General features: G+C 74.9%; 20 protein-coding genes. 8 read left to right on the top strand and 12 right to left on the bottom strand.

Annotated features, from left to right (window positions below; genetic code table 11):
• Nucleotides 1-13: 13 nt before the first annotated feature.
• Nucleotides 14-949, bottom strand: a complete 936-nt coding sequence (murQ, locus tag ABEB00_RS21430; protein ID WP_345621576.1) for an N-acetylmuramic acid 6-phosphate etherase — start codon at nucleotides 947-949, stop codon at nucleotides 14-16.
• A gap of 110 nt (nucleotides 950-1,059) precedes the next feature.
• Complete coding sequence (locus ABEB00_RS21435) at nucleotides 1,060-2,055, bottom strand: MurR/RpiR family transcriptional regulator (protein ID WP_425586544.1); 996 nt, start codon at nucleotides 2,053-2,055, stop codon at nucleotides 1,060-1,062.
• Nucleotides 2,056-2,110: 55 nt separating this feature from the next.
• Between ABEB00_RS21435 and ABEB00_RS21440 the strand changes: the two genes are divergently transcribed.
• Both ABEB00_RS21440 and ABEB00_RS21445 read left to right on the top strand, forming a co-directional pair.
• Nucleotides 2,111-2,506, top strand: a complete 396-nt coding sequence (locus ABEB00_RS21440) for a hypothetical protein (RefSeq protein WP_345621578.1) — start codon at nucleotides 2,111-2,113, stop codon at nucleotides 2,504-2,506.
• Between the two features lie 22 nt (nucleotides 2,507-2,528).
• Nucleotides 2,529-2,816 (top strand): DUF4031 domain-containing protein, encoded by a 288-nt coding sequence (locus tag ABEB00_RS21445; RefSeq protein ID WP_345621580.1) that lies wholly within the window; start codon nucleotides 2,529-2,531, stop codon nucleotides 2,814-2,816.
• On the opposite strand, the gene ABEB00_RS21450 is transcribed toward ABEB00_RS21445, so the two are convergent.
• Complete coding sequence (locus ABEB00_RS21450) at nucleotides 2,789-3,868, bottom strand: GNAT family N-acetyltransferase (protein WP_345621582.1); 1,080 nt, start codon at nucleotides 3,866-3,868, stop codon at nucleotides 2,789-2,791. The two genes, ABEB00_RS21445 and ABEB00_RS21450, sit on opposite strands and share 28 nt — an antisense overlap.
• 10 nt (nucleotides 3,869-3,878) lie before the next feature.
• Nucleotides 3,879-4,547: an HD domain-containing protein gene (locus tag ABEB00_RS21455; protein WP_345621583.1), complete on the bottom strand. Its 669-nt coding sequence runs from the start codon at nucleotides 4,545-4,547 to the stop codon at nucleotides 3,879-3,881.
• 196 nt (nucleotides 4,548-4,743) lie between these two features.
• Here ABEB00_RS21455 and ABEB00_RS21460 point away from each other — a divergent pair, with 196 nt between their 5' ends.
• A complete protein-coding gene (locus tag ABEB00_RS21460) occupies nucleotides 4,744-5,433 on the top strand; it encodes a copper homeostasis protein CutC (protein ID WP_345621584.1) in 690 nt (229 codons plus the stop codon).
• A gap of 46 nt (nucleotides 5,434-5,479) precedes the next feature.
• Here the strand turns inward: ABEB00_RS21460 and ABEB00_RS21465 are convergent, their stop codons facing one another.
• Nucleotides 5,480-7,546 carry a HelD family protein gene (locus ABEB00_RS21465; RefSeq protein WP_345621585.1) on the bottom strand — a complete coding sequence of 689 codons (2,067 nt, stop codon included), beginning with the start codon at nucleotides 7,544-7,546 and terminating at the stop codon, nucleotides 5,480-5,482.
• 216 nt (nucleotides 7,547-7,762) lie between these two features.
• Between ABEB00_RS21465 and ABEB00_RS21470 the strand changes: the two genes are divergently transcribed.
• A complete protein-coding gene (locus ABEB00_RS21470) occupies nucleotides 7,763-7,951 on the top strand; it encodes a hypothetical protein (protein WP_345621586.1) in 189 nt (62 codons plus the stop codon).
• Between the two features lie 16 nt (nucleotides 7,952-7,967).
• On the opposite strand, the gene ABEB00_RS21475 is transcribed toward ABEB00_RS21470, so the two are convergent.
• Nucleotides 7,968-9,611: a DNA repair helicase XPB gene (locus ABEB00_RS21475; RefSeq protein ID WP_345621588.1), complete on the bottom strand. Its 1,644-nt coding sequence runs from the start codon at nucleotides 9,609-9,611 to the stop codon at nucleotides 7,968-7,970.
• Nucleotides 9,612-9,814: 203 nt separating this feature from the next.
• Here ABEB00_RS21475 and istB point away from each other — a divergent pair, with 203 nt between their 5' ends.
• Nucleotides 9,815-11,077 (top strand): IS21-like element helper ATPase IstB, encoded by a 1,263-nt coding sequence (istB, locus tag ABEB00_RS21480; protein WP_345621589.1) that lies wholly within the window; start codon nucleotides 9,815-9,817, stop codon nucleotides 11,075-11,077.
• Here istB and ABEB00_RS21485 read toward each other — a convergent pair.
• Nucleotides 11,055-11,249, bottom strand: a complete 195-nt coding sequence (locus ABEB00_RS21485) for a hypothetical protein (RefSeq protein WP_345621590.1) — start codon at nucleotides 11,247-11,249, stop codon at nucleotides 11,055-11,057. The two genes, istB and ABEB00_RS21485, sit on opposite strands and share 23 nt — an antisense overlap.
• A 519-nt stretch (nucleotides 11,250-11,768) precedes the next feature.
• Nucleotides 11,769-14,360, bottom strand: coding sequence for a helicase-associated domain-containing protein (locus ABEB00_RS21490; protein WP_345621592.1), 2,592 nt, complete (start codon nucleotides 14,358-14,360; stop codon nucleotides 11,769-11,771).
• A 176-nt stretch (nucleotides 14,361-14,536) separates the two neighbouring features.
• On the opposite strand from ABEB00_RS21490, the gene ABEB00_RS21495 reads away from it, so the two are divergent.
• Complete coding sequence (locus ABEB00_RS21495) at nucleotides 14,537-15,691, top strand: hypothetical protein (RefSeq protein ID WP_345621594.1); 1,155 nt, start codon at nucleotides 14,537-14,539, stop codon at nucleotides 15,689-15,691.
• A 75-nt stretch (nucleotides 15,692-15,766) separates the two neighbouring features.
• Nucleotides 15,767-16,411, top strand: coding sequence for an HAD family hydrolase (locus ABEB00_RS21500; protein ID WP_345621595.1), 645 nt, complete (start codon nucleotides 15,767-15,769; stop codon nucleotides 16,409-16,411).
• On the opposite strand, the gene ABEB00_RS21505 is transcribed toward ABEB00_RS21500, so the two are convergent.
• A complete protein-coding gene (locus ABEB00_RS21505; RefSeq protein WP_345621597.1) occupies nucleotides 16,378-16,638 on the bottom strand; it encodes a hypothetical protein in 261 nt (86 codons plus the stop codon). The genes ABEB00_RS21500 and ABEB00_RS21505 overlap by 34 nt on opposite strands.
• Nucleotides 16,639-16,842: 204 nt before the next feature.
• Here ABEB00_RS21505 and ABEB00_RS21510 point away from each other — a divergent pair, with 204 nt between their 5' ends.
• Nucleotides 16,843-17,226, top strand: a complete 384-nt coding sequence (locus ABEB00_RS21510) for a cold-shock protein (RefSeq protein ID WP_345621599.1) — start codon at nucleotides 16,843-16,845, stop codon at nucleotides 17,224-17,226.
• Between the two features lie 55 nt (nucleotides 17,227-17,281).
• On the opposite strand, the gene ABEB00_RS21515 is transcribed toward ABEB00_RS21510, so the two are convergent.
• The 3 genes from ABEB00_RS21515 to ABEB00_RS21525 are packed head-to-tail and all read right to left on the bottom strand — an operon-like array spanning nucleotide 17,282 to nucleotide 19,351.
• Nucleotides 17,282-18,127 carry a 1,4-dihydroxy-6-naphtoate synthase gene (locus tag ABEB00_RS21515; RefSeq protein WP_345621600.1) on the bottom strand — a complete coding sequence of 282 codons (846 nt, stop codon included), beginning with the start codon at nucleotides 18,125-18,127 and terminating at the stop codon, nucleotides 17,282-17,284.
• Nucleotides 18,120-18,842 carry a futalosine hydrolase gene (locus tag ABEB00_RS21520; RefSeq protein ID WP_425586545.1) on the bottom strand — a complete coding sequence of 241 codons (723 nt, stop codon included), beginning with the start codon at nucleotides 18,840-18,842 and terminating at the stop codon, nucleotides 18,120-18,122. The genes ABEB00_RS21515 and ABEB00_RS21520 overlap by 8 nt, the downstream gene beginning before the upstream one ends.
• Nucleotides 18,839-19,351, bottom strand: a complete 513-nt coding sequence (locus ABEB00_RS21525) for a DUF2771 domain-containing protein (protein WP_345621601.1) — start codon at nucleotides 19,349-19,351, stop codon at nucleotides 18,839-18,841. The genes ABEB00_RS21520 and ABEB00_RS21525 overlap by 4 nt, the downstream gene beginning before the upstream one ends.
• Nucleotides 19,352-19,532: the final 181 nt, after the last annotated feature.

Here is a 19,532-nt window from a genome sequence, read left to right on the forward strand (position 1 = left end):
CCGAGCGTGCCGCTCAGCCGTGCGCGGCGGCGAGCGCGGCGCGCAGATGGCCGCCGGAGTCCTCCAGAAGGCGGGCGGCCGCCGGGCCGTCGACACCGGCCAGCACCACCAGGACGGCGGGCTTGACCTCGCCGCCGGTGGCGTCCAGCGCGGCCTCGATCTCGGCGTCCGGGGCGCCGGTCGCGAGGGCGACGATCCGCCGGGACCGGGCCCGCAGCTTCTCGTTGGAGGCGCGGACGTCGACCATCAGGTTCCCGTACGTCTTGCCGAGCCGGATCATCGTGATCGTCGACAGCATGTTGAGGACGAGTTTCTGTGCGGTGCCGGCCTTCAGCCGGGTCGAGCCCGTGATCAGCTCGGGTCCGGTGACGATCTCGATGCCGTGGTCGGCCGCGGCGGCGAGCGGGCTGCCCTCGTTGCACGACAGGCCGACGGTCAGCGCCCCGAGCGCGCGGGCGTGCGCGACGGCGCCGACGGCGTACGGGGTGCGGCCGGAGGCGGAGACGCCGACCACCGTGTCCTCGGGGCCGAGCCCGAGCGCGTCGAGGTCGGCGCGGGCCAGCGCCGCGGAGTCCTCGGCGCCCTCGACGGAGCTGACCAGGGCGTCCGGCCCGCCCGCGAGCACGCCGACGACCTGCCCGGGTGCGGTGTTGAAGGTCGGCGGGCACTCGGCGGCGTCCAGCACGCCCAGCCGGCCCGCCGTACCGGCGCCCGCGTAGACCAGCCGTCCGCCGCGGGCCATCCGGTCGGCGACGGCGTCGACCGCGGCGGCGATCTCCGGCAGCCGCCGGGCCACCGCGCCGGGCACACCGGCGTCCTCGCCGTTCATCAGCCGCGCGAGGTCCAGGGTGGGCAACCGGTCGATCTCGGCGAGTTCGGGCCGGAACGCCTCGGTGGTGAGCGTCTCCAACTGGGAACGGAGGTCGGGCCGGGGAGGAGTGGCAGTCATCAGGGTGCGACTCTTTTCGACTTCGGTGAGTGTGAGGCCGTCACGGGCAGGAGGCCGTCACGGGCACGCGGCCGTTACCGGCGGAGCGCCGCGGGGCACGGGGCACACCCCTACGCTCTCCCGCGGTACGCCCCGTGCCGGTGAGCCAGCGCCTCGTACGACGCGGAGAGCGCCGGCGCCGCCGACTCGTAGGTCCGCTGCGCCACCCCCACGAACAGACAGTCCACCACCAGCAACTGACTGGTCCGGGACGACATCGCCGCGGGCCGCAGCTCGCTCTCCCGGGAGGTCGACGTCGTCAGCACATGGTCGGCGTACTGCGTCACGCGACCGTCCGGCCGCCCCGTCACCGCGACGGTCGTCGCCCCGTGCTCGAAGGCGACCCGCAACGGCTCGATGACGTCCCCGGTGAAACCGGAGTGGGTGATCGCGATCGCCACGTCCCCGGCGCGCAGTTGCACCGCGTTGGTGACGGCGAGGTGCGGATCGCTGTGCGCGTGGGCTATGCGCCCTATCCGCAGCAGCTTCTGCACCAGGTCCTGGGCGACCAGACCGGACGCGCCGATCCCGTACACGTCGGTGCGGCGCGCGGCGGCCAGCGCGGTGACGGCCGCGCCGAGCTGCGCGGTGTCCAGACCGGCCGCCGTGTCGGCGAGGGTCTGCTGCTCGTCGTGGGCGAGTTTGGCGACGACGTCGGACAGGGGGTCGTCCACCGCGATGTCGGTGGTGAGGGTGGGCGCCCGCCCGGACTGCTGCTGGGCGGCGAGTCCGGCCAGGGCGAGCCGCAGGTCGCGGTAGCCGGGGTAGCCGAGCAGCCGCGCGGTGCGCACCACGGTCGCCTCGCTGGTGCCGGTCAGCCCGGCGAGGCCGGTGACCGTGAGGGCCGCGCAGCCCGCCGGATCGCGGGCGACGGCCTCGGCTACCCGCTGCATGGAACGGGTCATCGACGGAGCCAGGGTGCGCACCTTGGCGGCGAGCGCGGCGGGCACGGGCGGCGTGTTCCGGCCATCTCCGCCGTCACTCCGGTCACCTCGGCCGTCGCTCCGGCCGTCCCCGCCCCCGCGGCCGCCCGGCGTGCGGAAAGTTTCCTTCACGTTCTCGCTCACGCGTGAAAGATATTTTCGTTTCGGCGTTCGGGTCAAGAGTGCGCACAATGGGTGCATGAACCCCATCAGCCCCTTGGAGCAGGCACTGCATGCCGCGCGCGCCCTTGTTCTCGCCGACCTGGTCGCCGGCGAGGTCGCCGAGCGGGACGTCGTCTCGCTGGTCGAGGAGGCCGTCACACAGCGGCGGTGGTGGGTGGAGCAGTGGCCCGAGGGCGCGGCGTTCGTGGCGGGGCTGGTCGCCCAGGACGTACAGGACGCCCTGCTGGAGCGGTACGGCCGCTGGCCGCTCTGCCCGGTCTGCGGCTCCGGCGAGCCCCATGCCCTGGACGTCGAACCGGAGCTGGGCCCCGACCCGCACTGGGTCTGCTCCGAGGCGGGTGTGCAGGTCGCGGCGGTCGGCTCGCTGGGCGCGGCCACCGGCGGAGCGGCTCCCGGCCCGGCCTCCTCGTGAGCGCCCGCGCGAAGGCCCCGCGGTGACCGTCTACCTCGACCCGCCGACCTGGCCCGGTCACGGCCGGATGTGGTCGCACCTGGTCAGCGACGACTCCTTCGCCGAACTCCACGCGTTCGCGGCCGGCCTCGGGGTGCCCCGCCGCGCCTTCGAACGCGACCACTACGACCTCCCCTCCCACCGGTACGCGGACGCGGTGGCGGCCGGGGCGGTCGAGATCGGCTCGAAGGAACTGGTGCGCAGGCTCACGGACGCGGGGCTGCGCCGCCCGAAGGGCCGCCCTCAGCCGCGCGGCTCGCGCAGTTCGTAGGCGAGGTGTCCCTCGTCCTCGGCGGCGACGAGGGTGAAACCCGCCCGGCCGAGGACGGCCCGCGACGGCAGGTTGCCGTGCTCGACGGTCGCGAAGACGCGGGTCACCTCCTCGCGGGCGAGCGCCCACGCGGACAGCGCGCGCAGCGCCTCGGTCGCGTACCCCTGGCCGCGGGCGCCCGCCACGAGGTCGTAGCCGACCTCGACGCGGCCCTCCTCGTCCGGTACGCCGTGGAAGCCCATGGCGCCGACCGCCCGCGCGTCCGTGCGGCGCACCAGCGCGTACATCCCCCACTCGGGGCGGTGCACGCCCGCCTCGTACCCCTTCGCGACCAGCCCCGCGCCCTCCCGGGTGCCCTCGATGGGCCCGCCCTCGATCCAGTCGAAGCCGCCGTCGCCGCCCAGGCCCAGGTCGGTCGCGGCGGCCGGGGTGACACCCGTCAGGACGAGCCGTTCGGCGGGGATCACCAGGTTGTTGTGCCAGCGCCAGTCGGTCACCGGGGCCCGGCCGGGCAGGTCGCCGCGGCCGGTGGCCCACAGCAGGGTGCGCCAGTGGCCGGGGCCGGGCCGTACGTGCGGGAAGATCCGGGTCAGGACGTACGCGCACACCTCGGCGTCCGGCTCGTAGGCGACGCCGAGGCCGCGGGCCATGTCGTGGGTGTGCAGCAGTACCTCCGCGACGCCCATCGCGGCGAAGCCCTCGCGGTCGGCGCTGCGGAAGGGGTACGGGTGGAAGGCGCGGACCCCGCGCGGCGTGGTGCGCACGGTGGCGGCGAGCAGCCCGCCCATCGCCTCCACCACCCGCAGGACGCCCGTGTTGTCGGTGTCCTCCTCCAGGCGCAGCTCGAACGGGACGTAGCTGTCGGTGGCGCGTCCGGTGAGCTGGCCGGCGTAAGCGACCAGGCACTCAGCGACATGCACCGCCGTCTCGCGGACGCTCCAGTCCAGGCCCTGGCCGCGCACCTCGTCCCAGTCCGCGCCGACCGCCGCGCGCAGTGCCGAAACGGCGCCCGCGACGGCCTCCTCCACCCGGTCCCCGCCCATGTTCCGCATGGCGGGCAGGCTACGGGGCCGGACGGTCGCCGAGCGACAGCATTTCCAGCTCGCCGGTGAGGTTGCGGCGCGCGGTCGCCTCCCACTCCCGCCGCCCGTACGGGGTACGGAACAGGCCGGGCAGGCCCAGGAGTTCGCGCAGGATCGCGGCCCGGCCCGCGCGGAAGGCGTCGCCCGGCACGAAGTGGTACTCCTCGCGCACGGCGAGGGTGTAGGCGGCGTACGCGGCCGGCGGCGAGGCGAGGACGGCCAGGTCGGCGTCGCAGAGCACCTCGCCGTCGCGGTCGCCGGCGGCCGGGTGGTGCCCGGTGGTCAGCCGCACCAGCCGGGCCACCTCGGCGGTGCGCTCCGCCGTCACCCCGGCCTCCGGCAGGGCCCGCTCGGCCAGCCGGGCGGAGCGCTCCTCGTTCTCGGAGCGGTCGGGCAGGTACACGGCGTCGTGGAACCAGGCGGCCAGCCGGACCACGTCCGGATCGGCGGCGTGCTCCTGGAGGAGGTCGACGTGGTCGAGGACCGCCGTCAGATGGGCGACCGTGTGGTAGCGCCGGTGCGGTTCCCGCCAGCGGCGCAGCAGCGCGTCGGCGTACGGCGCCGGGTCCGGGCCGGAGCCGGGGTGCCGGGCGCCCTCCAGGGCACGGGCGAAGCGGGAACGCAGGACGTCGGGATCGGGATCGGCCATCCGCCCATTGTCCCGGCCGGCCGGCCGGGCCGGGGCGGGGGAGGGGGAACCGGACATCCTCGGGTCCGGCGAGCGGCGTCGGCGGGACCTCGGGGGGCCCGGCAGCGTAGGCTTGGAATGGACTAGACCTCTTGGTCCAGCTATGGCTCCGGCTCTAGCTCCAGCTCCACCTGTAGCCGCCGATGAATGGGGTCCCATGAGCAAGCGTGCAGTCCTGGAGGTGATCGCCCTCGACGTCGAGGACGCGGTCGCCGCCCGGGCCGGAGGCGCGGACCGCCTCGAACTGGTCACCGACATGGCCTCCGACGGGCTCACCCCGCCGGTCGCCACCGTCGCCGCGATCCGCGCGGCCGTCGACATCGACGTACGCGTGATGCTGCGGTTGGCGGACGGCTTCGCCGCCGGGGACGTGGAGCGACTGGTGCGGGTCGCGCGGGAGCTGCGGGAGGCGGGCGCCGAGGAGTTCGTCCTCGGGTTCCTCGACCCGCACGGCGATGTCGACCTGGCGGCGGTGGAGCGGCTCGCCGAGGTGCTCCACGGGTGCCGGTGGACGTTCCACCGGGCGGTCGACCGCGCCGCCGACCGCAACTCGCTGCGCAAGCGGCTCGCGGACTTCCCCGGCCTCGACACCTATCTGACGGCCGGCTCGGCCACCGGCGTCGACGACGGCCTGCCCACCCTGCTCGGCGAGGCCCGGCGGCGCGGCGAGCCCGGCTACGAGCAGCGGCTCCTGGTCGGCGGCGGGCTGCGCCTGGACCACGTCCCGACCCTGCTGGACGCCGGTATCGACGCCTTCCACATCGGCGGCGCGGCCCGCCCCCGGGGCTGGGCCGGCCCGGTCTCGGCGGCGGCCGTCGCCCAGTGGCGGACGGTACTGGGCGACTGAGAACCGGGACCGGGCACCGCCGGGGGCGGGCTGCCCCGGCAGCCTCCTACGCGGGCTGCTCCGGCAGCTCCGACGTGAGCTGTTCCGGCAGCTCCGTGGCGTGCGTGACGATCAGGCCGGACACCGCACGGGTCAGACAGACGTAAAGGCGCCGCAGGCCCGTGCGCTCGTCCGGTTCGCCGTCGACCACGGCCCGCGGCTCGTCCAGTACGACGTAGTCGTACTCCAGGCCCTTGGCCAGTGAGGCGGGGACCAGGGTGAGCCGGGTCTCGCGGGTGGTCTCCTCGCCGGGCGCGAGATGGCCGATCCCGGCCGCCGCGAGGGCCGCCGCCAGCTCCGGCACCCGGGCGTCCGCGGCGATCAGCCCGGTCGACCCCTCCCGGCCCAGCAGCTCCCGGCACCCCGCCACCACGTCGGCGGCGGTGGCCGCGGCACGGATCTCGAAGAAGCCGGGGTTCTCCCGGACGGACGCCACCGGCGTCAGCCCCGGCGCGATGTGCGGCAGCAGCCGGGAGGCGTACGCGATCACGTCCGTCGGCACCCGGAAACCGGCCGTCAGCTCCTCGACCACCGCTTCCTCCTTGCCGAGGTGACCGAGGGCCTCGGCCCAGCTCCGGGTCGCCCAGGGCGTGGTGCCCTGCGCCAGGTCGCCGAGGACGGTCGCCGAACCGGTGGTGCAGCGCCGGCCCACCGCCCGGTACTGCATGGGGGAGAGGTCCTGCGCCTCGTCCAGGACCACGTGCCCGAGGGAGTGGGTGCGCTCGATCAGGTCGGTGGCCTCGTCGATCAGCACCGCGTCCGCCGGCGACCACTTGGCGGACCGCACCGACCGCGCCGGTTTCCGCCACAGGATCGCCTTGCGCTCCTCCTCGGTGAGGACGCCCGCGGAGTGCGCGGCGAGGAAACCGGCGTCCGTCAGCAGCCGCAGTACCAGCTTGGCGGGGTCGACGGCCGGCCAGACCTGCTTCACGGCCGCCTTCACCGCCGGGTTCCGCGCCACCGCGTCCTGCACCCGGTCGTCCGGCGCCTCACCGGCCCGCTCCATCCGCACCAGCACCGCGTGCGCCAGACGCCGGGGCAGCGCCTCGCGGGCGGCGCCGTAACGGATGCCGCGCTCCAGCAGCTCCGTCACCACCTCCTGGAACTCGTCGGCCGGCACCCGCCAGCGGCGCGAGCCGCGCACCACGACGACCTGCTCGGCGGGCGGCGTCACATGGGAGTACAGCGCCCGGCGCAGCACCTCGGCCATCCGGGCGTCGCCCTTGACGACGGCCGTCGCCGCCTCGTCGGCGCCGCGCACCTCGACATGGGCCACCAGGTCGTCCACGGTGGCCTGCCGGACCGCCAGCTCGCCCAGCGCGGGCAGCACCTGCTCGATGTACCGCAGGAAGGACGCGTTCGGTCCGATGACGAGGGTGCCGGTACGGGCGAGGCGCTCGCGGTGCGCGTACAGCAGGTACGCCACCCGGTGCAGGCCGACGGCCGTCTTGCCGGTGCCGGGGCCGCCCTGCACGCAGACCGAACCGGCCAGCCCGGCCCGCACGATCTCGTCCTGCTCGGGCTGGATCGTCGCCACGATGTCGCGCATCGGACCGACGCGGGGCCGCTCGATCTCCCGCTGGAGCAGCCGGCTGGTGGCCTCCGCCTCGGCCGGGTCGGAGAGGTGCTCGTCCTCGTAGGCGGTCAGCTCACCCCCGGTGTAGCCGAAGCGGCGGCGCAGCCCGACGTCCATCGGTTCCTTCTTCGACGCCCGGTAGAACGGCTGCGAGACCGGCGCCCGCCAGTCGATCACCATCGGGTCGCCGTCGGCGTCGTGGACGTGCCGCCGCCCGATGTAGAAGCGCTCCCCCTCCGCCCCTTCCGCGCCCGCCGCGCCCGGCGGGTGCAGGTAGTCGAGCCGGCCGAAGAAGAGCGGGGTGTGGCTGAGGTCGGCGAGCGCCTTGACGCGGTCCTCGATCTGGCGTTCCAGGACCGCGGCGTTGACCCAGTTGGCGGTGACGTCCTTGATGTCGAGGGACTCCACGTCCTCGCGCATGGCGCGCAGGGCGGAGCGGGACGCGCCGAGGTGGGAGCGCTCTCGTGCGAGCGGGTCGTCGTGGACGGGCGTGGACAAGGGAGTGCCTCCGGAGGACCTGCGGGTGGACGGCCGACCGTTCGGACCGGTGGCGACCGCGGATGCCGTCCGGTTTCCGTCCGGGCGGCGGCACTCCATGGGGGAGGCGGGCAAGAGCGGAGAGTGTAGGCGAGCCGGCCCGGCGCGGGCCAGCGGATAACGGGTTCGGTCGGAAGACCGATGCGGCCCTTATGTCCCGGCTCGCACTATGGAGACATGAGCGCAGCAATCACCTCCCCCGCCCGGGGACCGGGCCGCGCGTCCGGTGCCACGCCCGTGTCGGCCGGTCACCACCGGCACCGGATCGGTGACGCCCTGCGCGCCGTCCGGGTCTTCGCGGGCGCCGCCTTCGACGTGGTGATCCTCGGCGAGTACGGCGAGGAGGCCGGCGTCCGCCGCAGGTGACCGCCGGCCCCGCGGGTCAGCCGTCGGCCAGCAGCTCGTCCGCGTCCATGATCCGGTACGCGTAGCCCTGTTCCGCCAGGAAGCGCTGGCGGTGGGCGGCGAAGTCCTGGTCCAGCGTGTCGCGGGCGACCACCGAGTAGAAGTGCGCCTGGTGGCCGTCGGCCTTCGGGCGCAGCACCCGGCCGAGCCGCTGGGCCTCCTCCTGCCGCGACCCGAACGTCCCCGACACCTGCACGGCGACCGTCGCCTCCGGCAGGTCGATGGAGAAGTTCGCGACCTTGGAGACCACCAGGACGTTGATCTCGCCCTGCCGGAACGCCTCGAAGAGCTTCTCCCGCTGCGCGTTGGACGTCTCGCCCTTGATCACCGGCGCGCCCAGGTGCTCGCCCAGCTCGTCGAGCTGGTCGATGTACTGCCCGATGACGAGGATCTGCTGCCCGGCGAACCGGCGCACGATCGCCTCGGTCACCTTCCGCTTGGTCGCGGTGGTGGCGCAGAAGCGGTACTTCTCCTCGGCCTCGGCGGTGGCGTACGCCAGCCGCTCGGAGTCGGTCAGGTTGACGCGGACCTCCACGCAGTCGGCGGGCGCGATGTAGCCCTGCGCCTCGATCTCCTTCCACGGCGCGTCGAACCGCTTCGGGCCGATCAGCGAGAACACGTCCGACTCGCGGCCGTCCTCGCGCACCAGGGTCGCGGTCAGGCCGAGCCGCCGCCGCGCCTGAAGGTCGGCGGTGAACTTGAAGACGGGGGCGGGCAGCAGATGCACCTCGTCGTAGAGGATCAGCCCCCAGTCCCGGGAGTCGAACAGCTCCAGGTGCGGGTAGACACCCTTGCGCCGGGTGGTCAGCACCTGGTAGGTGGCGATGGTGACGGGCCGGATCTCCTTGCGGGTCCCGCTGTACTCGCCGATCTCCTCCTCGGTCAGGCTGGTCCGCTTGATCAGCTCGTGCTTCCACTGCCGGGCGGAGACGGTGTTGGTGACGAGGATCAGGGTGGTCGACTTCGCCTGGGCCATCGCCCCGGCCCCGACCAGCGTCTTGCCCGCGCCGCAGGGCAGCACCACGACCCCGCTCCCGCCGTGCCAGAAGTTCTCCACCGCCTGCTTCTGGTACGGCCGCAGCGCCCAGCCGTCCTCGGTCAGCTCGATCTGGTGCGCCTCGCCGTCCACGTAACCGGCGAGGTCCTCGGCGGGCCAGCCCAGCTTCAGCAGCGTCTGCTTGATCTGCCCGCGCTCGGAGGGGTGCACGGCCACCGTGTCGGCGTCGATGCGGTGGCCGACCAGCGGCGCGACCCGCTTCGACTTCAGGACCTCCTCCAGGACCGGCCGGTCGGTGGTGGTCAGGACCAGGCCGTGCGCCGGGTGCTTGGACAGGGTGAGCCGGCCGTAGCGGTCCATGGTCTCGGCGATGTCCACGAGCAGCGCGTGCGGCACCGGGTAGCGGCTGTACTCCACGAGCGCGTCGACGACCTGCTCGGCGTCGTGCCCGGCCGCGCGCGCGTTCCACAGGCCCAGCGGCGTCAGCCGGTAGGTGTGGATGTGCTCCGGCGCCCGCTCCAGCTCGGCGAAGGGGGCGATGGCGCGGCGGCAGCCGTCGGCCTGCTCGTGGTCGACTTCCAGGAGCAGCGTCTTGTCGGACTGGACGATCAGCGGACCATTCACGGGCGGCACCCTTTCGCGTCTGGCCGGACGGCTCGGCCAAACGTCCAGTGTGCCTGATCGCGGAGGTGCGGCCAGGTGTTCACGGTGTTCCGTGACGTCCCGTCCTACTGAATGTCTTTTCATCCCAACGTGTGGTGTGAAGTCAGCTTTTCCAGATCGCTCCGGGAAAATACGTGATTGTGCCCACCGTGCAGAACTCCCCGATGCCTACGCTCGGTTACGCCCTCTTCGCCACCCGCTGGCTGCAGGCCCCCCTGTATTTCGGCCTGGTGGCCGCCCAAGGCGTGTACGTCTACAAGTTCTTCAACGAGCTGTGGGCCTTAATCCTGCGCTGTGTGAGCGGGCGGGCGACCGAGACGTACGTCATGCTCGCGGTGCTCAAACTGGTCGACGTCGTCATGATCGCCAACCTGCTGATCATGGTCATCGTCGGCGGGTACGAGACCTTCGTCTCCCGGATCGGCCTCCAGGGCCACCGCGACCAGCCCGAATGGCTCTCGCACGTCAACTCCAACGTGCTGAAGGTGAAGCTGGCCACCGCCATCGTCGGCATCTCCTCCGTCCATCTGCTCCAGATGTTCGTGGACGTCCACCACACCTCCCGCCACGCCCTGCTGTGGGGCACGGTCATCCACATGGCGTTCATCTTCTCGGCGGCGATCCTGGCGTACATGTCGGGCCCGATGGCCCGCCGGTCGGAGCACCCGCCCGCACCGCGCCGGGCGGAGCCCACGACCGCGACGCCCGCCCCCGAGCCCCCTCCCGCCCCCGGGCCCCCTCCCGCCCCCGTCCCGGTGTCCGCCCCTGCCCCCGCCGCGCTGCCCACCCCCTTCCCGCTGCCGGCCCAGCGCCGGGCGGAGGATCCGGAGGCGCGCGAGGCGGCCGGCGCCGAGGAGCGGATGCGGGCCGCCGGCTTCCCCGTGCGCAAGGTGCTGGAGGAGTTCGACGAGAGCCACCCCCGGGCCTTCGACCGGGACACCGTGGCCCGGCTCGGCAAGCTGGACTTCGTCACCGCCCGGCACAACGCGGTGTTCGTCGGCCCGCCCGGCACCGGCAAGACGCATCTGGCCGTGGGGCTCGGGGTCCGTGCCTGCCAGGCCGGTCACCGGGTGCTCTGCGCGACCGCCGCGGCCTGGGCCGCCCGGCTCGCCGAGGCCCACGCGGCCGGCCGGCTCACCGAGGAGCTGACCGCCCTCGACGCCTACCCCCTGCTGATCGTCGACGAGGTCGGCTACACCCCCTTCGACCCCGCGGCCACGGCCCTCTTCTTCCAGTTCGTGGCGCACCGCTACGAACGCGGCTCGCTGATCGTGACCGCGGACCGGCCCCCCGCCCGCTGGACCGAGGTCTTCAGCGGGCCGTCGGTCCCGGCGATGGCGGACCGCCTGGTCCACCACGCCGAGATCGTGCGCCTGGACGCGGACAGCTACCGCACCCGGCACGCTAGAGCAGCGTGGGCAGACTGATCGTGTTGATCAGCGGCCCCTCGACGCTCACTCCCTCGGGGAGCACCGCCACGGGCTCCGGCTGCGCGCCGGCGTCCGGGGCGAGGGCGCCGAGCAGCGCGGCGCCGGTGAGCAGGGCGGCGAAGGAGACGGCGACGGCGTTACGCGCGGGCAGGGAGAGCTTCGTACGCATGAGGAAACGGCCTTTCGGGGGCGGGGCGGCGGGGCGGCGAGCAGGGAAACCAGGTCAACCAGGTCAACCAGGTCAACCAGGTCAACCAGGGAAGGGGAGCGGAGGAGAGGGGGAGTGCAGCGACCGGCGGGCCGGGCCCAGGGGCGCTGGGTCCGGCCCGCCCCGGTGACGCAGGGGTCAGAGGGTAAGACCGCCACCGAGGTCGATACCGATCGCGGACGCCTCGGTGGCGAACACCCCGAGGAGCGCGACGGTGGAGGTCAGGACGGCGGCGACACGACGGACGGCACGCATCGGATACTTCCTTTCGCTTCGGTACAGGACACCCGGTGGCTGCCCGGGTACCGGCTGGCCGATGCGGCAGCGGCGGAAAGCTCCCTCTGGCGTGGGAACCCCCGGCGTGGCGTGCATGAACCGCCGCGTACACCCGAAAGTGCGGGAGCGGCCGGGGAACGGGGACCGGCCGCGTAAGTCCCCGGGAGGCTCCTGGCTCGCCGCAGGGGGTCTGGGGGTCCGGTCCTAGTCCGCCAGCTCCGCGACCCCCGTGACGCGGTGCAGCGGGAAGGTGCGGACCTCGTCCGCCGTGTGGTCGTACGCCGTCACGAAGCCGCCCTCGACGCGGACCGGGGCGATCACGTGCTGGCTGGCGGCGCCCTCGGCGTTGACGTAGCCGATCCACAGCGACTCGCCGGTCAGCACCGCGGCCTGCACGGTGGCGAGGGTCTCCGCGGCGCCGGTGCGGGGCAGTCCGCCGCCGGCCGGCGGGGCGCCGGTGTCGCCGGGGCCCGCCTTGCGCGGGGCGGTGGCGGCCAGGTCACCGGCGCGCACGGCCCGGATCGCGGCCGTCAGCAGGGCGTCGTCGGGCACCGGCGGGCCGTCCGGGACCGGCTCCGGGGCGGTGCGCGGCGGGGTGCGGTGGGCGTCGGCGCGGGCGATCAGCACATCGCCCCCGGCGGACTCGGCGGCCGGCGCGAACCCCATCGCGCGCAGCCCCTCCAGCAGCCCGCCCGGGTCGGACTCGGCGGCCAGCACGGTCGGCGCGAGGCGGCGCAGCCCGAGCCCCGCGGCCCGCTTGTCGGCGAGGATCTCGCTGAGCGTCGCGTCGTCGTCGCAGCGCACGTACGCCGAGGCCGCCCCGATCCGCAGCCGCCCGTGGCGCCGGGCCACGTCGTCGATCAGGTACGCCAACGGCTGCGGCACCGGCGTGCGGGAGTGCGCGGCGAGGAAGGCGTGCAGGTCGGCGGCGGTCCGGCCGGCGTCCAGGGCGCGGCGCACCGACCCGGGCGTGAACCGGTACACGGTGGCGCCGCCCTTGGACTCCACGTCCGCGAGCACGCCCAGCAGGTCCGCGAGGGGCCGCCGCAACGGCCCCGGCGCCACCGCCGTCAGGTCGGCCTGGAGCAGGACGTGATCGAGGGGTTCGGGGAGCAGGGGCGCCAGGATCCGGGCGGCGGACCCGGCGGCGGCGGCCTGTTCGGCGGCGGAGAGCGGCGCCGCGGCGGGCGGGGTGCGGCGGTGGACGGGGAGCCGGTCACCGGGCCCGGCGACCGGCGCCGACGACTCCGAGGCCGCCTGCGCAGCCTGCGCCGCGTCCGCCGGAGGTCTGGGCGCGGGCGCGCCGATCAGTGCCCGGCCGGGCGCCGACAGCGCGCCGCGCCCGGTGACACCCAGCAGCTCCGCCTCGGACAGCGCCCACCGGGCGAGCCGCGCCCGCGGGTCCTCGCCCCGTTCGACGCGCTCCTCCCGCCGGGGGGCGCGCAGCGGACGCTCCCAGGCCAGCCGGGCCAGCACCGACGCGGTGTCCGGCGCGGCGCCCTCGGGCAGTCGCGCCAGCAGCGCCAGCACCCGGTGCCGTACCTCCGAGGCCGCCGACCGGTCCAGGCCCGGACCCAGCGCGGACAGTGTCCGGTCCTTCGCGTCCCGCCCGCCGACCAGTCCGGAGACGCGGGTCGTGCGCAGCCATGCCTCGGCGAGCCGGGCCCAGCGCTCGGCGGCGGGCAGCTCGCGCCACTCGTCGTACGCCGGGGTCGCCGCGTACCGCTCGTCGGCCTCGCCGTCGGAGGCCAGCAGTCCGGCCGCGTAGGCCAGTTCGACCCAGAAGGCGGCGACCGGCTCGGGGACGTCCAGGGCGACCGCCGTCCGCTTCAGGTCCCGCACGCTCAGCCCGCCGGCCCGCAGTACGGCCGGGCCGCCCTCGTGCCAGTCCTTCAGCAGCTCCTCGACCGTGTCGAGCGCCGTCAGCGCCTGGCCGGCGGCGGTGGCGTCGACCACCTTGGGTGAGTGCGCGGCGGCGGCCGCCACCGGCGGCGGTACCGGTTCCGGCGTGCGGTGCGCCCGGCCCGCGCGCAGATGCAGGGCGACCTCCCGGGGCAGGACGACCGTGCCGGGCGCGGTCGGCAGCAGCAGGCCGCGGTCCAGCAGCCAGCGCAGGTGGGCGGCGGGGTCGTGGGTGACCTGGCCGTAGGGCGGGCCCCAGACCAGGCGGGAGAGCACCTCGCGGGACTCGGCGGGCGCGTCGGCGAGCAGTGCCGCCATCCGCGTACGGTCGTCGAACAGGTCGGTCAGCGCGGCCACCGCGGAGACCGGGTCGTGCGTCGAGGGCAGTCCGGCGGCGGTGAGGATCTCCTGGACGCGGCCCGGGGACATCCCGGCGGTGGCCTCCCGCACGGTGGGGCCGAGGCCGGTCGGGGAGGGGTGCTGCGGGGAGGGGACGAGCAGTTCGCGGGCGGTGCGCACCAGGCGCAGCCGGTCGTCGTCGCCCCACACCAGGGCCTGGGTGCGCAGCACACCGAGCGCGGGCGGCAGGGCGGCGGCGACGTCCGGGTCGGCGTCGTCCCCGCCGAGCAGGGCGAGCAGTTCGCCGTACGGCGCCGGTTCCGCCGCCACGGCCAGCGCCTCGGCCGTCTGCAGCGCGAACCGGTCCAGCCGCTCCAGGGCCCGGACCACGGAGGCCCGCGTGCCGGCCCGGGTGGCGAGCTGTGTGAGGTCGGTGGGGACGGGGGTGATGAGGTCGGGGCGGCTGCGCAGGAGGGCGGCCAGGGAGGCGTCGTCCCTGGCACGGAGCGCCTCCGCGAGGGACCGGGGGGCCGCGGGCTTCTCCTCGGTGCTCATCCGCACCACGGTAGCGGGTCGTCCCGGGCGGCCGGGCCGTCGGCGGGCGGCCGGGCGGATCGGCGCGCGGGGTGTGCCGATCATGACCCGACCGGCGGCGCGGGGCCTTCGCGGGCGGCGGCAGGCGGTACCGTCAAGCGACGGGGTATCACCAACACACCGCCCCGGAGGGGTTCGTGGGCATCGAGAGCGACCAGGTCGTCTACGAGTATCTGAGCCGCGTCGGCGACGTGGCGCACCAGCGCCAGTTGCCGTCCGGCGACCGCATGCGCCTGGTCGCGCAGTTGCGGAACGAGATCGACCGGCGCCGGTCCAAGACCGTCGTCGACTCGCCCGCCGCCGTCCGCCGCATCCTGGACCGGATCGGCAGCCCCGACGAGGTGGTCGGCGCCGTCGGCGGCACCCCGGCCCCGGCGCCCTGGGAAGCGGCGGCCACCGTGCCGGTGCGGCCGGACAGCACGGCCCCCGGCAAGGGGCGGGACAAGGGGCGTGACGAGGAGCGCGACAACGGGCGCGACACGGAGCGGCGCAAGGGGCTGCGCCGGGTCGTGCCGCGCCCCCGCCCGGCCGGCCCGCCGCCCGCCGCACCCGAGGCCGCCCCGCCCGCCCCGCCCACCGGACCGCACCTGGCCCCCGCGCACGAGCAGGGCACCGGCGCCGCGGGCCCCCGGCCCGACTGGTGGCAGGCGGACACCGGCCCGTTCGGGGGCGGCGACAGCGTGCCGGGGTTCGTCGGCGGCGTGGAGATCCCCGAACTCCTCAAACCTCCGCCGCGACCCGGGACGGAGCAGGCCCCGGAGCAGGCCCCGGAGAAGGAGCCCGCACCGGCGGCGGCCGAGCAGCCCGCCGAGCCCCCCGTACGGGCCGGGCTGCTCGCGACGCTGAGGAAGGCCGGGCGGACGGGCAAGGCCGACGCGCCCGCCAGACCCGCCGCCGCGGCCGCCGAACCGGTCGTCGCCGTCCGCCGGCTCCCCCGGCTGTGGCCCGAGGGCGGCCGGCCCAACCCGCTGCTGCTCCTCGCCGCGCTGCTCCTCGTCGCGGGCGCCGTACTCGGCAACCTGCTGCCGCTCGCCCTCGGCTGGCTCCTCGCCTTCCTCTCCCGCCGCCTGACCCCCGCCCAGGCCAAGTGGGCGGTGCTGGGGCTGCCGGGCACGGCGGTCGCGGCCGGACTGGTCTGGCTGTGGGGCCGTACCGAAGGACGCTGGGGCGACCCGATCGCCGAGGGCCACATGAACGACGCCCTCGCCCAGACCTGGCCCTGGGTACTGCGCGGCGCGGCCGTGGCCTCCGCCCTCTACCTCCTCTGGCGCGCCCGCCGCCTCAGCGGCTGACCCCCGGGGCCGGCCACGAACGGTGGGCCCCGGCCGGCCGGTACGGCCGGCCGTCGGCCCGGCACAATGGGTGGCATGGCCTTGATGACCCGTCCCGCTCCGACCGTCGGCTTCGATCTCGACATGACGCTGATCGACTCCCGCCCCGGCATCCGCGCCTGCTACCTGGCGCTCTCCGAGCGGACGGGCACCCATGTCGACGCCGACCTCGCGGTCACCCGGCTGGGGCCGCCGCTGGAGCAGGAGCTGGCCCACTGGTTCCCCGCGGAGCGGCTCGTGGAGACCGCCGGCCTCTACCGCTCGCTGTACCCGGAGTACGCCATCGCCGCCACGCCCGCGCTGGCCGGGGCCCGGGACGCCGTCGCCGCCGTACGGCGGGCCGGGGGCCGGGCGATCGTCGTCACCGCCAAGTACGAGCCGAACGCCAAGCTCCACCTGGAGCACCTCGGCATCGAGCCGGACGCGGTCGTCGGTGACCTGTGGGCCGAGCAGAAGGCCGTCGCGCTGCGCGAGCACGGCGCGGAGATCTACGTCGGCGACCACTTCGGCGACATCCGCGGCGCCCGCGCCGCCGGGGCGCACGCCCTCGCCGTGGCCACCGGCCCGTACACCGCCGGGGAGCTGCGCGCGGCGGGCGCCGACACCGTCCTCGCCGACCTGACCGGATTCCCGGCGTGGCTCACCGCCTACCGGGAGGGCTCCACCGCCCCGCGCGCCTGACGGCGGCCCGCCGCGATCGACTGGAACACCCCCGCGCCGGCGATCAGGAAACCGACCCCCATCAGCATGCTCAGACCGAACATGTAGGTGGGGAACGGCGTCGTACCCAGGAACAGCGGGGCCACCGTGACCAGTGTGGCCACGGTGCCGAGGAAGAAGACGATCGCACCGGCCCGGATCAGTCGGTCACCGGGCGCGGCCAAGTTCGTTCGGTTGATGTCACGCACCCGACCAGGGTAGTGCCGGCCGGCTGAGCGCTCTCCGGACGGGCCACCGGACAGGTCACCGGACGGGTCACCGGACCGGGCATCTGTCGCGTTTCCAGGCGTGATTAAGGCCGTGTGTCCCTGGGGAGAGCCCCAGTAAGGTGGTCAACGGCAGTTCAAGAGCGGCGGCCCGAGTCTCCGGGGCCCGACGAGGGAGCGTGTGCTTTGCCGACTGGCAAGGTCAAGTGGTTCAACAGCGAGAAGGGCTTCGGCTTTCTCTCCCGCGACGACGGCGGCGACGTCTTCGTCCATTCCTCTGTCCTCCCCGCCGGAGTCGAGGCGCTGAAGCCGGGCCAGCGCGTGGAGTTCGGCGTGGTCGCCGGACAACGCGGTGACCAGGCGCTCTCCCTCACCCTGCTGGAACCGGCCCCGTCGCTCGCCGCGGCCGCGCGCAAGAAGCCCGACGAACTCGCCTCCATCGTCCAGGACCTGACGACCCTCCTTGAGAACATCACCCCGATGCTGGAGAAGGGCCGCTACCCCGAGAAGACCTCCGGCAGCAAGATCGCCGGTCTGCTCCGCGCGGTCGCCGACCAACTCGACGTATAGACGTACTCGACCTGTAGACGTAGGGGAGCGGCCGGCCCTGTCGGCAGCGGCCGGGTCAGGGGAAGGCGAGCGCGTCCGGGGCGAGCGGCGGGACGAGTCCCTCGGCCGCCGCGCGGGTCAGCAGGCCCCGGACGGCGGCGTAGCCGTCCTCGCCGAGATCGGCGGTGAACTCGTTGACGTACAGACCGATGTGCTGGTCGGCGACGGACGGGTCCATCTCCTGGGCGTGCTCCATGACGTACGGGCGGGAGACCTCGGGGTCGTCCCACGCGGCGCGGACGGAGGCGCGGATCGCGTCGGCGAGCCGGTTCAGCGCCTCGGCGCCCAGCGACCGCCTGGCGATGATCGCGCCGAGCGGGATCGGCAGCCCGGTGGTGCGCTCCCAGTGCTCGCCCATGTCGGCGAGCTTGTGCAGGCCGTAGTTCTGGTACGTGAAGCGGGCTTCGTGGATCACGAGGCCCGCGTCCACCTTCCCGTCCCGCACCGCCGGCATGATCTCGTGGAACGGCATGACGACGACCTCACCGACCCCGCCGGGCACCGTGTCCGCCGCCCAGAGCCGGAAGAGCAGGTACGCCGTCGACTTCTCGCTGGGCACGGCGACCGTCTTGCCGCGCAGGTCGGCACCGGCCTCCCGGGTCAGCACCAGCGGGCCGCAGCCCCGCCCCAGCGCACCGCCGCAGGGCAGCAGCGCGTACTCGTCGAGGACGTACGGCAGCACCGCGTACGACACCTTCAGCACGTCGTGCTCGCCGCGCTCGGCCATGCCGTTGGTGAGGTCGATGTCGGCGAAGGTCACGTCGAGCGCGGGGGCGCCGGGGACCCGGCCGTGGGCGAGGGCGTCGAAGACGAAGGTGTCGTTCGGGCAGGGGGAGTAGGCGATGCGCAGGGTGTCACTCATGTGGGTTCCAACTCCGAAGGACGGGGGCGAGCTTCCCGAAACCGGTGGTGAGGGCGGCGAGGGCGTCCTCGATGCGCCAGGCGGCGCGGTCGCGGGGGCCGACCGGATTGGAGACGGCCCGCAGTTCCAGCACGGCCACCTGGTGCGCGGCGGCGGCCTCGGCGACGCCGAAGCCCTCCATCGCCTCGGCCAGGGCCCGGGGGTGGCGGGCGCGCAGCAGCCCGGCGCGGGCGGCGGTGCCGGTCACGGTGGAGCCGGTCAGTACGGTGCCGGGGCGGGCCCCGGTCGCGGCGGCGGCCTCGGCGACCAGGCCGGCCGGCGGATGGTGGGTGACCGTGCCGAAGCCGAGTTCGGTGACCGGCAGGAAGCCGTCGGCGGTCTCGGCGCCGAGGTCGGCGGCGGTGATCGCGTCGGCGACGACCAGCGACCCGACGGGCGCCTCGGGGGCGAAGCCGCCGCCGATGCCGGCCGAGACGACCAAGTCGTAGGGGACGCGGTCGAGGGCGGCGGCGGTCAGCGCGGCGGCGGTGGAGGCGGCGGCGAGCGCGGGCCCCACACCGGCGGCGATCAGGTCCCAGCCGTCGTCCGCCGTCCGGTGCAGCGTCACCCCGGGGCGCAGCGCCTTGCGGACCGCGCCGGGGAAGGCTCGGGCCACCGCGTCCCGCTCGGCGGGGACCGCGGTGGCGACGAGGACACGAGGGGGGGACGTGGTCAGTCGCCCTTCTTCAGCTCGAACGCCCAGACGCCGGTGAACGTCTGGCCGCCCTCCTTGCCGTTGCCCGCGACGATCGCGACCTTGGTCGAGTCGCCCTGGGCGCCGTACTGGGCGTTGAAGAAGACGCTGCCCGGCACGGTGCGGTACGTCTTGGCGCTGTCCTCGGTCAGCGGCTGGCCGTTCATCAGGATCGTCCAGCGCTTGTCGGCGACCTCGGGGTCCACCCCGAACCGCACCGTCTCGTCCGGGTCGACCGTGATCGTCTCGGCGTCCTTGTCCTGGAGGCACTTGGTGAGGTCGGCGGTCTTCAGGGCCTCGCCCTCGCCGCCGCAGGTGGCCTCGGAGCTGATCGAGTCACTGCCGACGGTCACCGTCGACAGGGGCGTCGGCTTGTCGCAGGCCGACAGGACGAGCAGTCCGGCGGATACGGCGCCGACGGCGGCGACGGCACGGCGGCGTCGCACAGCGCGGTGTCCGAGAGCGGCTGCGCCGCGGGGCAACGTGGTCATGGGCGAAGGTTATCGGGCCGCCGAGGCTCGCCCCCCACCTGGGTACGGCGTGCCGTATCTCACGTGACGCGGCACGCGCCATGCCGCCCGCCGCCCGCCGCCCGCGTCATGCCGCCCGCCGCCCGCCACTCGCCCCGCCTCACGCCACGCGCCTCACGCCCCCCCCGCCTCACGCCACGCG

Origin of the sequence: Streptomyces ziwulingensis (genome assembly GCF_039542605.1) — a bacterium.
GTDB lineage: Bacteria > Actinomycetota > Actinomycetes > Streptomycetales > Streptomycetaceae > Streptomyces > Streptomyces ziwulingensis.

Excerpts from the sequence above, each read along its gene's own strand:
- murQ (WP_345621576.1), bottom strand. The coding sequence starts at position 949 with ATGACTGCCACTCCTCCCCGGCCCGACCTCCGTTCCCAGTTGGAGACG.
- ABEB00_RS21440 (WP_345621578.1), top strand. The coding sequence starts at position 2,111 with ATGAACCCCATCAGCCCCTTGGAGCAGGCACTGCATGCCGCGCGCGCC.
- ABEB00_RS21450 (WP_345621582.1), bottom strand. The coding sequence starts at position 3,868 with ATGCGGAACATGGGCGGGGACCGGGTGGAGGAGGCCGTCGCGGGCGCC.
- ABEB00_RS21455 (WP_345621583.1), bottom strand. The coding sequence starts at position 4,547 with ATGGCCGATCCCGATCCCGACGTCCTGCGTTCCCGCTTCGCCCGTGCC.
- ABEB00_RS21460 (WP_345621584.1), top strand. The coding sequence starts at position 4,744 with ATGAGCAAGCGTGCAGTCCTGGAGGTGATCGCCCTCGACGTCGAGGAC.
- ABEB00_RS21470 (WP_345621586.1), top strand. The coding sequence starts at position 7,763 with ATGAGCGCAGCAATCACCTCCCCCGCCCGGGGACCGGGCCGCGCGTCC.
- istB (WP_345621589.1), top strand. The coding sequence starts at position 9,815 with ATGCCTACGCTCGGTTACGCCCTCTTCGCCACCCGCTGGCTGCAGGCC.
- ABEB00_RS21485 (WP_345621590.1), bottom strand. The coding sequence starts at position 11,249 with ATGCGTACGAAGCTCTCCCTGCCCGCGCGTAACGCCGTCGCCGTCTCC.
- ABEB00_RS21490 (WP_345621592.1), bottom strand. The coding sequence starts at position 14,360 with ATGAGCACCGAGGAGAAGCCCGCGGCCCCCCGGTCCCTCGCGGAGGCG.
- ABEB00_RS21500 (WP_345621595.1), top strand. The coding sequence starts at position 15,767 with ATGGCCTTGATGACCCGTCCCGCTCCGACCGTCGGCTTCGATCTCGAC.
- ABEB00_RS21515 (WP_345621600.1), bottom strand. The coding sequence starts at position 18,127 with ATGAGTGACACCCTGCGCATCGCCTACTCCCCCTGCCCGAACGACACC.
- ABEB00_RS21525 (WP_345621601.1), bottom strand. The coding sequence starts at position 19,351 with ATGACCACGTTGCCCCGCGGCGCAGCCGCTCTCGGACACCGCGCTGTG.